The sequence below is a fragment of the Klebsiella sp. I138 genome (assembly GCF_051131765.1).
In the GTDB taxonomy this organism is placed as follows: Bacteria; Pseudomonadota; Gammaproteobacteria; order Enterobacterales; family Enterobacteriaceae; genus Klebsiella.
Genome location: NZ_CP180447.1, coordinates 2193844 through 2206189, shown reverse-complemented (window position 1 = coordinate 2206189; position 12346 = coordinate 2193844). Strand labels below are relative to the sequence as shown.

The window sequence follows — 12346 nt, the reverse complement described above, 5'->3', positions numbered from 1 at the left end:
CCGGTTCACACTTTTTGTACAAATGAACTTTCATGTAGCTCACAATTATGACAATGGCGTGAATTTTGCGCATTGACGTTCCCTCTGATTCGCGGTATTCGTTAAACGTGGTTGCATGTTTAGTGACCACTGTTTTCTTTTCCACCAGATCAAAGAATGAGGGAAACGAGGCATGAAGAGACAAAAACGAGATCGCCTGGAACGGGCACATCAACGTGGATATCAGGCCGGGATAACCGGAAGATCGAAAGAAATGTGTCCCTACCAGACCCTGAATCAAAGGTCCTACTGGCTAGGAGGCTGGCGAGAAGCCATGGAGGACAGGGTACAAACTGCCTGACTGTCTCTTTAAAAAAGAAGCCTCCGCGAGCGGGGGCTTCGCCTTTTTAAGCGTTGCTGCTAATCAGAACGCGGAAGTGTCCTGGAACAGGCCCACTTTCAGATCGGCTGCGGTGTAGATCAGACGATCGTCAACCAGTACTTCACCATCCGCCAGGCCCATAATCAGACGACGGTTAACAACGCGTTTAAAGTGAATACGATAGGTCACTTTCTTCGCCGTTGGCAGTACCTGGCCGGTGAATTTAACTTCACCCACGCCCAGCGCACGGCCTTTGCCTTCGCCACCGAGCCAGCCCAGATAGAAGCCAACCAGCTGCCACATTGCGTCCAGACCCAGACAGCCCGGCATAACCGGATCGCCGATAAAGTGGCAACCGAAGAACCACAGGTCCGGGTTAATATCGAGTTCTGCCTCGACGTAACCTTTGTCGTAGTTACCACCGGTTTCGGTCATTTTGATGACGCGGTCCATCATCAGCATACTTGGTGCGGGCAGCTGTGGGCCTTTTGCGCCAAACAGTTCACCACGGCCAGAGGCAAGAAGGTCTTCTTTCGTATAGGATTCGCGTTTATCTACCATGTTTTCAGTAAGCCTTATTTTGAGTTCGGGACGCAGGATAGCTAACACGTGTAAGCTGAACAAGTCCGATCAGTTCGAACCTGAACCACCTAACCAGCGTAGCGGCCACGGAAAACGATGGCGACTCTCTTGCTGCGTCGCCTGCGCAATCCGCTCCTGAATGGTTTGCCGTAAAGTTTGCCCTTCGCCGTCCCATAACAATTGGGTCAGCATCGGCAGCGCTTCAGTCACGTCTTCCACCGCCCAGATGAAAAACTTCTCGTCAGCGACAGCCTGCTGGAGTTCTGGCGCCAGGCTCAGATGGCGAACATTCGCCGCAGGAATGATGACCCCCTGTTTGCCGGTCAGCTCGCGCTGCTGGCAAATGGCAAAGAAGCCTTCAATTTTTTCATTAAGCCCGCCTACCGGCTGAACGCGACCAAACTGATCGACTGAACCGGTGACGGCGATACTTTGATTAATGGGAACTCCCGCCAACGCGCTGATTAAGGCGCACAGCTCGGCCAGGGAGGCGCTATCGCCGTCTACTTCACTGTACGATTGCTCGAAGGTCAGCGATGCGGAGAACGGGAGCTGTTGCTCAAGTTCCAGTTCTGACATCAGGAACGCCTGCATGATCATCATGCCTTTGGCGTGAATGTTACCACCCAACTCCGCCTTACGTTCGACGTCGATGAACTCGCCGTCACCAATATGAACGACGCAGCTGATGCGTGATGGCTCACCAAAGGCCCGCGGATGGCCGGGGAATTCGATGACCGACAGCGCGTTGATTTGCCCGATGCATTCGCCTTCGGTCTCGATCAAAATCTGTTCTTGCAGGATCTCATCCTGTATCCGCTCGGCAAGATAGCCTTCGCGCCATTCACGACGTGCCAGCATGGTCTGCATCTCTTCAGCAGAGATAAGCCCTCCTTCACAGAAGGCGGCGGCTTCCCGCAGCTGACGGGCAATCCACAGCGGACACAGCGGTAATGTCTCCTGATCGCCGGTGTAACGTGCGCCTTCCTGAATCAACAAAGGCCAGGCATCGGCGGCCAGCCCCGGCAGGTCGAGCTGCTGGGCGTTTTTCCATACCCACTGACACCACTGTTTCATGGTATCGCCATCAGCTATTTGCAGGTTGTCTTCGTATTCGCTGTAAATAGCCTGAGCCGAGAGCTCGGGTTCCATCTCCTGGAAATCTGCCAGTGATTCACGCTCGCCAACCAGAATCACCTTCAGGCTGAGCGGCATAGAGGGAATTGCGACCGGCAGAGGGCGAGACTCATCAATGGACAGCCAGTCAAAGCGCTGGCGGGTGACCATATTTTTCAGGCGCATCCACAGCAGCGGCTGGGCCAGTAGCGCGCGCAGAGCGATAATCAGTACGCCGCCGTTGGCCTGATGTACCAGTCCAGGTTGAAGGGTGATTTCACCGTTAAACTGTCGGACGCAACCAAAGAGTTGCTCCGCTTCTATCCAGTCGGCTGATTCAACCGGCGCGGTGCTGGCAAAGTTATCGTCGGCATGTTTTGCCGGAGTGAGGGTGACGTTGCCGCCATTGATCTGATAACGAACACCGTAAAGCGGTGCGGCAGGTTCGTGTAAGGTTCGCGTTTCTGTCGCCAGCCACTGCAGGTACTCCGGTTCTTCCGGGGCCTTCACCAGCATGAATGGCGAGATGGCCGGCGTCACCAGAAGCTGCTCCAGACCATAGAATAAACGGGGCTGGAGTTCGCCTGATAGATCGTCTTCTGCCTGGGCTAAATCGGCTTGTGCAAACAGCGCCTGATAACTTTCCGTATCAGGAGCGAGGTCGTTTCGGGTAAGTTTCGTAATGGTCAAAGTCGCTGTTTTTTAGTCAGATGTAAAACGCGCGATTATACCTTATGCTGCGTCTGAGCACACGGGGGATTGCGTTTGCGGTGATGATTCCCGAGTTACCTGTATCACGAATGGTGATTTATTCTCAGCACATTGGGAAAAAACTGATATCCTGAAATGAGTTACACGGTCACATTGAGATCGCAATGAAATATCAACAACTGGAAAATCTTGAAAGCGGCTGGAAATGGACATATCTGGTAAAAAAGCACCGGGAAGGTGAGCTGATTACCCGCTACATTGAAGCCAGTGCAGCGAAAGCCGCGGTCGATGTCTTACTGACGCTCGAAAATGAACCTGTTCTGGTACATACCTGGATTGAGCAGCATATGAATCCAGAGTTAATGAACCGGATGAAGCAGACAATCCGCGCGCGCCGGAAACGACATTTTAATGCTGAGCATTTGCACACGCGTAAGAAATCGATAGACCTGGAGTTTATCGTCTGGCAGCGTCTGGCCGGGCTTGCGCAGCGGCGTGGAAAAACCCTGTCGGAAACTATCGTGCAGTTGATTGAAGACGCTGAGCATAAAGAGAAGTATGCCACCAAAATGTCCAGTCTGAAGCACGATTTACAGGTGCTGCTGGGCAAAGAGTAGTTTCTGGCCGCAGGGCGTCACAGCGCTAGAGAAACTGTGTTTTGCCAGCAGAATTCAGACCAAAAAAAACCCCGCTTAAGCGGGGTTTTTTATAGGTAGTAAAACTTAAGCCTGCGGCTGAGCTACTACGTCTTTGTAACCTTTAACTTCGATCTCTACGCGACGATCTGGGCCCAGGCAGTCGATCAGTGCAGCGCGAGCCTTCACGTTGTCACAGGTAGTGCCGGTAACCGGGTTGGATTCACCCATACCACGTGCGGAGATTTTGCCAGCCGGGATACCTTTAGATACCAGGTAATCAACAACGGACTGAGCACGTTTCTCGGACAGCTGCTGGTTGTAAGCATCAGAACCGATACGGTCGGTGTAGCCCAGAACCACTGCAGAACCGTCTTTCGGATCCATGTTGCTCAGCTGGGTGTACAGCTGATCCAGAGCCTGCTGACCTTCCGGTTTCAGGGTAGATTTGTTGAAGTTGAACAGAACGTCAGACTTCAGAGTGAAGTGCTTGGTAGTCACTTCTGGAGCCGGAGCCGGTGCCGGAGCAACAACCGGAGCTGCTTCATCCTGACCGAAACGGTAAGAAACACCCAGGCTCAGCATGCCGTTATCAGGACGTGCACCAACGGTACCTGCGTCACCGATGTTGTTAACCCACTGGTATTCCAGACGAGTAGCGATGTCACGAGTAACAGCCCACTCTAAACCACCAGCAAATACCGGGGATACGCCAGTGTCGTGTTCGCTGCGGGAAACGCCGGTAGAACCGTAGTTGCCATCAGCGTCTGCACGCCAAACCATACCACCCAGACGGGTATAGATATCCAGATCGTCAGTGATCGGGTAACCCAGTTTAGCAGTCAGCTGAACGCCCTGAGCTTTGAAAGCGCCGTTGTCTACGCTGCCTTTATATGCAACGCGACCCAGCCAGTCGTAGCCCATTTCAAAACCGAGGTACGGGTTAACCTGGTAACCACCGAACGCACCAGCACCGAGCTGGCTGTTGTGGGTCGGGCCATTGTTGTCCTGGAAACCGTTACCGTAGAATCCGGTATCGTGAAACTGGGACCAGCCCAGTTTACCACCTGCGTACCAGGTGTTATCTTTCGGTGCGGCCTGCGCTACGGTAGCGAAGCCAGCCAGTGCCACTGCAATCGCGATAGCTGTCTTTTTCATTTTTTGCGCCTCATTATCATCCAAAATTCGCCATGAAGTTACAAAAGACCTCACGGTTAAATCCTTCACCCGGGGCGTGACTTGTTGTTAACTATGCTGATACATGCAGCGTAAGCCGATCACCCCTGGCGATGTAAAGTCTACAACTTAGTTCGAAACTTACAAGTGTGAACTCCGTCAGGCATATGAAAAAAAAGGGTTGTGTACACAACATTTAACAAATATGGTTGATTTTTGTTCGCCCAATAAACCCGCGAAACCGCATCAGACAGGCATTCCGGTATAAATGACCCTGTTCTGAAAATGACATTATTGTAAGCAAAAAAAATTCCAGGATTAATCCTAATTTAGCTTAATGGTACAAATTAGAGTGAATTTTTAGCCCGCTGAGTTGTCTCCCAGGCTGGTTTGCATTTCCAACCGGTCGCATGATAAACCCCATTGCATGACCTTCTTGCGCCGCGATAACCAGGCGTTCATGTTCTTCTGCCGTGAGTTCATCTGCCAGCCAGCCGATCACCACACTGTAATTACCCGTACTGAGTGCGCGGATCATCGACTCTACGGTATTGTAAGGGGACAGCTGGCTAATCTGCATAACCTTAGACAGCGGTAGACCGGAAGACTGAACCCATTCACGACTCAATTTCTGCTTCGGCGTAAGCCAGAGCTGCCAGCGGGACTGCTGGCCAAGCTGCTGCAATAAAGGGAGCAGGAGTAATTGCGTCATCATAGGCTGATCTTCGCGGTAGACAATTTCACTGATCAGCCCGCTGGCCGGTTGTTCGGCGACGTCATGAGAAGGATGACGTACTGAAGCAGAAGTCAGTGATGAACGATTTGCGTAAGCTGAAGTAAACATAGTCTATCCCGCCTGTAGGTTACTGTATGAATATACAGTATATCCAGCAGGAGAAAAGATCAACCTCATTTATCACTTCATTGGTTGAAAATTGTACATGATTTTTGTCGATTCTGCGCCAGCGGGCTCCGGGGGCAGGGGGGATGCATCTATTCTGATCGATAAATGACGTGAGCAATTGTTGGCCATCCGGCGCATGCGCGCAGTTGCTTCGCCCGTGTTTGTTATACAGAACGCGAAACTATTCACTCATATCCCGGTGAACAGGGAATGCGTATTTATTGCTTATATATTTAGCATTTCCAGCGGGCAGTTTTCTGAAAGCCCCTCGCAAAACGGTGAGTAAATATTGAACAGTGCAAAAATCACCTTGCTGCAATAAACGAAGTCACTTATTTTCTGTATTAGCGGATCCGTTTACAAACAATCTTCTATTTACATGATTAACAAAGGAATAATCATGAAGAAAATTTCATCTTTACGGTTCCATCAATTCCAGGAATGTTTATCTCCACTCGGTAAAATAAGCTGTCGGCCGTTATTTGGCGGCTATAGCCTGGCCATCGAGGATACCGTTTTTGCTATGGTTGCAGAGGGCGAAATCTATCTTAAGGTTTGTGAGCAGAGCGCTGAGTATCGTGTTGTGCATGAGACTCCTCTTCTGACAATGCGGAAAAATGGCCGCCCGGTTTTGCTGAAGTATTATCAGGTTGATGAAACTCTTTGGCGCGACAGCAAAACGCTTTTTAACTTATCGGCGTTGTCGTTACAAAGTGCACGCAATGAAAAGCGACGACAGCTTGCTACCGGAAGGCTAAAAGATCTCCCTAATATCAGCTTTCATATGGAGTTGCTGTTGATTAGCGTTGGCATTATGGATGAAAAAACGCTTCGACAGCTTGGTGCGCAGGAAGTCTGGCTGAAATTACGTGAGTCAAATAAGGCGCTTACGCTGAATATTCTTTACGCGCTGGAGGGGGCTATTGTGGGCGTACATTCTGCGGCGCTCCCGACGCAGCGGCGTCAGGAGCTTAAGGCTTGGGCTGGTATCTAGTTCAAAAGTATCGATGCTTATTCAGGTTGAGCGGCAACCTGTTTTTGCAACCGGCAGATTTCCGGCAGCAGCGCCAGCAGCAGGCCGATTTGCTGTAGCACCAGCGGTTCTTTGCTATCTGCACGGGGCTCAAGGTGTTGAATCCGGGACTGCAAACTATTGAGCGCTTGTTGCACCCGATGTTCGTCAGCAGGCGTGTGGTGCAGCGCATCATCAACATAGCAGACGGCATCATCAAGCAGAGCCAGAATATCCGGAGTTGTGAGTTGTTCCCGATGCGCGCCCAGCGCTGAAATATAGCTGGTAAACGTATGGTTCAGACAAAGCAGGCGGAATGCCGTTTCGCGCATCGCCGAGTTGGCCCGCGGTTCTGTCGACAGGTTCGATACCACCGAGGCAAGTTCACCATCCCGGCTGTGTGCATCTCGACGGGCAACGCGGTATGCCAGACGGTTATCGCGTCCCTGGTGATACTGCTCAAGAATAGCATCCAGGTACCGGCAGTTAGCATTGATTGCCTGGTCCAGCATTCGTGGCAGATTGCGGAACTTCCAGTCGGGCCAGATAAAGCTCACGGCGGCCCAGGCGATAGCACAACCAATCAGCGTATCGAAAATGCGCGGTAAAGCGACCTCGAAACCTTCCCCTAACAGGTTAAAGCATAGCAATACCAGTAGGGTAATAAACATCGTCGCGTGGGCATACTGTACGTTGCGAAACGCAAAGAACAGGACGCCGGTCAGGACGATGAGCAGCAGCTGGCCTTCAACCGATGGTACCAGGAGCAATATCGGCAGGCCGATAGCCACTCCGATCAGGGTACCGATAATCCTCAGGGCTAAGCGGTGACGCGTCGCGTTATAGTTCGGCTGACAGACGAACAGACTGGTCAGGAGTATCCAGTAGCCGTGATTTAACCCGGTAAACTGGATAAACGCATAGCCGGTACAGAGGACTAACGACATCCTCACCGCATGGCGGAACAGGGCTGATTCCGGCGACATATTGCGGCGAAGTCGCAACCAAATATCACTGAAACTGTTGAGCCTGTCGTCCGCAAGCAGATTTTCGGTCGCATTGTTCGCTGGGGCAATGGTCTGCGCTGACTCAATGGTGGCCAGCTGAGCATCAATAGCGCGGAGATTGTTAAGCAAAAAACCCAGCGCTTTCATCTGCTCTGTTGGTGCACCGCTGGCGCGCACGCGGTCGAGGGCCGCATCAAGATGCATAAATGCCCGTTCGAAATGCGCATCGTGCTGGTAAGGCTCACGTAAAAGAATAGCCCGGGACAATTTCTGACACGCCTGCGCCTGCATCGACAGCATACGCTGGAAGCGGAACATCACATCGCTATAGCGGAAGTGATCGCGTAGCGTTTGGTACTGAATGTGCGACGAGCTGGCGCGTTCGTGAATATCCTGAGCAACAAAATAGTATTGCAGCGTTCGGCGGGTGCCGCGCTGGCCGCGGTCGCCACGCAGGCGCGTCAGCAAAGAGGCCTTGGTCTGGTTGAGCGTCGTTACCAGTTGACCATTGGCAATGGCTAAATCATATAGCGGTGCCTGACTCTCATCTTCAATGTCCGGGTCAAACAGCCGAGATTTCAGCTCCAGATAACGAGCCAGCTGTTCATAGCTGCGCGCAAGGTTATCCTGGAGAGGGCGAATCGGGAAAATCAGGTGTCCGGCGAGCGTGAGCATGTTGTACCAGACGGCGCCGGTTAACAGAAAGATCGGCTGGAGATACCAGCGGTCGTAGAGCGTCGCGCCCAGCATGGTATAAATGGCAATCAATAAAGCGCCAAATGCGATAGTGGCATAGCGCTGCCCCAGACCGCCGAGCAAAATAAAGCCGGTAGTTGATACGGTTAACCCGAGGGCAAACAGCCAGGGCCAGGGGAACAACAGTTCCACTGAGGCAGACGCAATAAAAAAACACACCAGCGTGATAGCCAGATTGCGTAACCGTCCGGCCAGACGATCGTCGAGGTCTGTCAATGCTGCGGCAACCACGCCCAGCGTCAGGGGAATGGTCAGTTTAACTTCGCCAAGCCACCACGGAACGGCGGTCGTGCCACAAAGGGCGATAAAAATCCTGGCGTTGTACAGCCAGGCGCTGTTCCATGTATATCGGCGTAGCAGGGGGCTAAGCATGGTTGTATTCCGTCCGGTTACTGAAAGCGGCGACGCGCATTAGCTTCACGCGCTGCACGAGCCGTTTCGACGGAAACCACCCTACGTCCCACCGGCCATAATGCAATGGCGGCAATTTTAAAGTTGGCAATACCGACCGGGATACCGATGATGGTCAGGCATTGCGCAATACCGCTGAAGATATGCATCAGGCACAGCCACCAGCCAAAGAAGATAAACCACAGAATATTCAGAATCGTGCCACCGGCATTCAACAGGCTATTTTTGCCCTGTGGTTCCAGTTCATCGACATGAATCGCTTCGTTTCCGTAAGGCAGAAGGGACAGTCGGGTAATTTCCCAGCATGAGCGAGTTAGCGGCAGGGTGAAGATCAGGATGATGCTGACTAATGTTGCCAGCAGCCAGCCCAGCGTGGTGGCGAAACCGCCAAGGATAAAGTTCAAAATATTCAGAATGGTACGCATAAACCCTCAGTTCAGTGCCGGAGATAATAAGACCTGACCATTGTAACGTTTTTTACGCTGGAGCACCTGGTCGCTGGCGGTTAAACTTAAAAACATCCAACCTGATTGAAATTCGGCATGATATGGAACTTAAAGCGACAACATTGGGCAAGCGCATGGCACAGCATCCTTACGACAGGGTGCAACTGCTTAACGCTGGAGTAAAAGTCTCAGGTGATAACCATGAGTATCTTATACCTTTCAATCAGTTACTGTCAGTTCAATGTAAGCGTGGTCTGGTCTGGGGCGAACTGGAATTCGTGTTGCCGGACAGCAAAGTGGTGCGCTTACATGGCACCGAGTGGAATGAAACGCAGCGCTTTTATCATCATCTGAATACGCTCTGGCAGCAGTGGAGCACGGAGATGAGCGGGATTGCCGCCGAGGTTCTTCGCCAGCAACTGGAGGAGGTTGCCCGTTCCAGCGTCGAAGGCAAATGGCTGACCCGCCAGCAGGTTGCTGACGTTCAGGGAAAAATCCGCCGCGCGCTGACCGGACTGCCGATGCCGACCAGCCGGCTTGATGCCTTCGATAACTGTCGTGAGCTGTGGCGGCAGTGCCAAAGCTGGTTGGCGGATACCGAAGAAGCCCGACTGGCTCATAACCAGGCTTTTACTGAATTAATGCTGGAACAGTACCGCGAATTTTTTGCCAGCGTTGAATCATCACCGCTGAATCCGGCACAGGCCAGGGCGGTGGTTAATGGTGAGCGTTCTTTGCTGGTGCTTGCCGGCGCCGGGAGCGGCAAAACGTCCGTTCTGGTCGCGCGCGCCGGGTGGCTGCTGACGCGAGGTGAAGCCGCTGCCGATCAGATCCTGCTGCTGGCATTTGGCCGCCAGGCGGCTCAGGAGATGGATGAACGCATTCGCGAGCGGTTAGGCTCAGAAGAGATTTCGGCGCGAACCTTCCACTCCCTGGCGCTGCATATTATTCAACAAGGCAGTAAAAAAGTGCCGACTATCAGCACGCTGGAGAGCGATAGCGCAGCCCGTCAGGCGCTGCTGCTGAAAAACTGGCGCCAGCAGTGCCAGGAGAAAAAAGCGCAGGCTAAGGGGTGGCGTCAGTGGCTGGAAGAAGAGATGGGCTGGCAGGTTCCGGACGGTGAATTCTGGCAGGATAAAAAAATACAGCGACGCATGGCCAGTCGCCTCGATCGCTGGGTGAGCCTGATGCGCATGCATGGGGGCTCACAAGCAGAGATGATCGCCGGTGCACCTGAAGAGGTTCGAGATCTGTTCGGCAAGCGCGTTAAGCTGATGGCTCCGTTGCTGAAGGCCTGGAAAACGGCGCTGAAAGACGAAAGCGCTGTTGATTTCTCCGGGCTGATACATCAGGCGATTAATATTCTGGATAAAGGGCGCTTCGTCAGCCCGTGGAAGCATATTCTGGTTGACGAGTTTCAGGATATCTCACCGCAGCGCGCTGCACTGCTTGCCGCGCTGCGTCGGCAGAATACACAGACCACACTGTTTGCCGTTGGTGATGACTGGCAGGCTATTTATCGCTTCAGCGGGGCACAGCTCTCTCTGACGACCGCATTCAATCACTATTTTGGTGAAGGCGATTGCTGTGCCCTGGATACCACCTACCGCTTTAACGGGCGTATTGGTGAGGTGGCGAACGGTTTTATTCAACAAAACCCTCATCAGTTAAGTAAGCCGTTGAACAGCCTGACGGCCGGCGACAAAAAGGCCGTCACCTTGCTGGCCGACGATAAGCTCGACGATCTCCTTGATAAGCTCAGCGGCTACGTAAAACCGGAACAGCGGATTTTATTGCTGGCGCGTTACCATCATTTAAAACCAGAGGCGCTGGAGAAAGCGGCGACGCGTTGGCCGCATTTGCAGCTCGATTTTATGACCATCCACGCCAGCAAAGGGCAACAGGCGGATTATGTCATTATTCTGGGGCTTCAGGAGGGGGATGATGCGTTCCCGGCCCCGGAGCGGGAGTCTGTTATGGAGCAAGCGCTGCTGCCTCAGCCTGAAGATTTCCCGGATGCGGAAGAGCGACGTTTGCTTTATGTCGCCATCACGCGCGCGCGACTTCGCGTTTGGCTGTTGTTCAACAAAACGCGGCCTTCGCCGTTCGTCGGGATGCTAGAGGATCTTGATGTGCCGGTAGCGAGAAAACCGTAATAGCCGGCGGCCAAGCCGCCGGGCAGGATTACTTCAGTCGGTCGGCGAGATAGCGCTGATAATCAGGGATCAGAATATCGAGAGGTTCACCGAAGTGCGGCGACAGAATAATAAAGTCGGCCGTTGAGGCATTGGTGGCTACGGGGATGTTCCAAACCGTTGCCAGGCGCAGCAGTGCTTTGACATCCGGGTCGTGCGGTACGGCGTTGAGCGGATCCCAGAAGAAAATCAGCACATCGATTTTACCTTCTGCGATCAGCGCGCCGACCTGCTGATCGCCGCCCATCGGTCCGCTCAGCATCGCGTTCACCCCAAGCCCCGTTGCGCGGGAGATGAGGTTACCGGTGGTGCCGGTTGCATAGAGTTCGTGCTGAGCCAGCAACGGCTGGTGGCGCGAAACCCATTTCATCAGCATGTCTTTACAGTGATCGTGAGCAACCAGCGCGATATGTTTGCGCGCGGGTAACGTACGTGTCGTCAGTTCCATATTTTCATTCCACATTTTGACCTGCAGACAGATTACTGGAAGTGACTGCTGCTGCAAGCATCCGGGTGAAATTTTTTGACGCATCCGTAAGTTAGGTGAATGGCTCCTTTACCCGGATTAGCTTACACTTGGGCTAAATAGCGGGAGGATAAAATGAAAGAGAACGATATTGCAGGCATTCTGACCTCAACCCGGACTATCGCGCTGGTGGGGGCGAGTGACAAACCGGATCGCCCAAGTTACCGGGTGATGAAGTACCTTCTGGAACAGGGATATCATGTTATCCCGGTATCGCCGAAAGTGGCCGGTACCACGCTGATGGGGCAGAAAGGCTACGCGACCCTTGGCGATGTTCCTGAGAATGTGGATATGGTTGATGTATTCCGCAATTCTGATGCGGCGCTGGGCGTTGCGCAGGAGGCTATCGCGATTGGCGCAAAAACGCTGTGGTTGCAGCTGGGCGTGATTAACGAACAGGCGGCGGTCCTGGCTCGCGAGGCTGGGTTGAATGTGGTGATGGATCGATGCCCGGCAATTGAAATACCCCGCCTCGGACTGGCGAAGTAAATAAAAAACCCCGCGATAG

The 12346-nt window shown here is 52.9% G+C and carries 12 protein-coding genes; 5 read left to right on the top strand and 7 right to left on the bottom strand.

All coding sequences use genetic code 11. From position 1 onward, the window contains the following. Window positions 1-172: 172 nt before the first annotated feature. A complete protein-coding gene (gene rmf / locus ACMYSK_RS10365) occupies window positions 173-340 on the top strand; it encodes a ribosome modulation factor (protein ID WP_004871568.1) in 168 nt (55 codons plus the stop codon). A 63-nt stretch (window positions 341-403) separates the two neighbouring features. Here the strand turns inward: rmf and fabA are convergent, their stop codons facing one another. Together fabA and ACMYSK_RS10355 are read right to left on the bottom strand one after the other, a co-directional pair. Further along, window positions 404-922: a bifunctional 3-hydroxydecanoyl-ACP dehydratase/trans-2-decenoyl-ACP isomerase gene (gene fabA / locus ACMYSK_RS10360; RefSeq protein ID WP_095095783.1), complete on the bottom strand. Its 519-nt coding sequence runs from the start codon at window positions 920-922 to the stop codon at window positions 404-406. Window positions 923-991: 69 nt separating this feature from the next. Beyond that, entirely contained in the window at window positions 992-2749 is a 1758-nt protein-coding gene (locus tag ACMYSK_RS10355) for an AAA family ATPase (protein ID WP_434642672.1), read from the bottom strand. A 185-nt stretch (window positions 2750-2934) separates the two neighbouring features. Between ACMYSK_RS10355 and matP the strand changes: the two genes are divergently transcribed. Next, the gene (gene matP / locus ACMYSK_RS10350) at window positions 2935-3387 is read left to right on the top strand and encodes a macrodomain Ter protein MatP (protein WP_434642670.1); all 453 of its coding nucleotides are present in this window, start codon (window positions 2935-2937) and stop codon (window positions 3385-3387) included. 105 nt (window positions 3388-3492) lie between these two features. Here the strand turns inward: matP and ompA are convergent, their stop codons facing one another. Next, complete coding sequence (gene ompA, locus ACMYSK_RS10345) at window positions 3493-4563, bottom strand: porin OmpA (protein WP_434642667.1); 1071 nt, start codon at window positions 4561-4563, stop codon at window positions 3493-3495. Window positions 4564-4915: 352 nt separating this feature from the next. After that, window positions 4916-5425, bottom strand: a complete 510-nt coding sequence (gene sulA, locus ACMYSK_RS10340) for an SOS-induced cell division inhibitor SulA (protein ID WP_434642664.1) — start codon at window positions 5423-5425, stop codon at window positions 4916-4918. Window positions 5426-5885: 460 nt separating this feature from the next. Between sulA and ACMYSK_RS10335 the strand changes: the two genes are divergently transcribed. After that, window positions 5886-6479 (top strand): TfoX/Sxy family DNA transformation protein, encoded by a 594-nt coding sequence (locus ACMYSK_RS10335; RefSeq protein ID WP_434642661.1) that lies wholly within the window; start codon window positions 5886-5888, stop codon window positions 6477-6479. 17 nt (window positions 6480-6496) lie between these two features. Here the strand turns inward: ACMYSK_RS10335 and yccS are convergent, their stop codons facing one another. Both yccS and ACMYSK_RS10325 read right to left on the bottom strand, forming a co-directional pair. Then, window positions 6497-8632, bottom strand: a complete 2136-nt coding sequence (gene yccS, locus ACMYSK_RS10330) for a YccS family putative transporter (protein WP_434642658.1) — start codon at window positions 8630-8632, stop codon at window positions 6497-6499. A gap of 17 nt (window positions 8633-8649) precedes the next feature. Next, window positions 8650-9096: a YccF domain-containing protein gene (locus ACMYSK_RS10325; protein WP_004860167.1), complete on the bottom strand. Its 447-nt coding sequence runs from the start codon at window positions 9094-9096 to the stop codon at window positions 8650-8652. A gap of 122 nt (window positions 9097-9218) precedes the next feature. Between ACMYSK_RS10325 and helD the strand changes: the two genes are divergently transcribed. Continuing rightward, the gene (gene helD / locus ACMYSK_RS10320) at window positions 9219-11273 is read left to right on the top strand and encodes a DNA helicase IV (protein ID WP_434642655.1); all 2055 of its coding nucleotides are present in this window, start codon (window positions 9219-9221) and stop codon (window positions 11271-11273) included. A 28-nt stretch (window positions 11274-11301) separates the two neighbouring features. On the opposite strand, the gene mgsA is transcribed toward helD, so the two are convergent. Beyond that, window positions 11302-11760, bottom strand: a complete 459-nt coding sequence (mgsA, locus tag ACMYSK_RS10315; RefSeq protein ID WP_434642652.1) for a methylglyoxal synthase — start codon at window positions 11758-11760, stop codon at window positions 11302-11304. Between the two features lie 153 nt (window positions 11761-11913). Between mgsA and ACMYSK_RS10310 the strand changes: the two genes are divergently transcribed. Further along, complete coding sequence (locus ACMYSK_RS10310; RefSeq protein ID WP_434642650.1) at window positions 11914-12327, top strand: CoA-binding protein; 414 nt, start codon at window positions 11914-11916, stop codon at window positions 12325-12327. Window positions 12328-12346 lie beyond the last annotated feature (19 nt).

Coding starts and splice junctions, on each gene's coding strand:
- rmf (WP_004871568.1), top strand. CDS start 173: ATGAAGAGACAAAAACGAGATCGCCTGGAACGGGCACATCAACGTGGA.
- fabA (WP_095095783.1), bottom strand. CDS start 922: ATGGTAGATAAACGCGAATCCTATACGAAAGAAGACCTTCTTGCCTCT.
- matP (WP_434642670.1), top strand. CDS start 2,935: ATGAAATATCAACAACTGGAAAATCTTGAAAGCGGCTGGAAATGGACA.
- ompA (WP_434642667.1), bottom strand. CDS start 4,563: ATGAAAAAGACAGCTATCGCGATTGCAGTGGCACTGGCTGGCTTCGCT.
- sulA (WP_434642664.1), bottom strand. CDS start 5,425: ATGTTTACTTCAGCTTACGCAAATCGTTCATCACTGACTTCTGCTTCA.
- ACMYSK_RS10335 (WP_434642661.1), top strand. CDS start 5,886: ATGAAGAAAATTTCATCTTTACGGTTCCATCAATTCCAGGAATGTTTA.
- yccS (WP_434642658.1), bottom strand. CDS start 8,632: ATGCTTAGCCCCCTGCTACGCCGATATACATGGAACAGCGCCTGGCTG.
- ACMYSK_RS10325 (WP_004860167.1), bottom strand. CDS start 9,096: ATGCGTACCATTCTGAATATTTTGAACTTTATCCTTGGCGGTTTCGCC.
- helD (WP_434642655.1), top strand. CDS start 9,219: ATGGAACTTAAAGCGACAACATTGGGCAAGCGCATGGCACAGCATCCT.
- mgsA (WP_434642652.1), bottom strand. CDS start 11,760: ATGGAACTGACGACACGTACGTTACCCGCGCGCAAACATATCGCGCTG.
- ACMYSK_RS10310 (WP_434642650.1), top strand. CDS start 11,914: ATGAAAGAGAACGATATTGCAGGCATTCTGACCTCAACCCGGACTATC.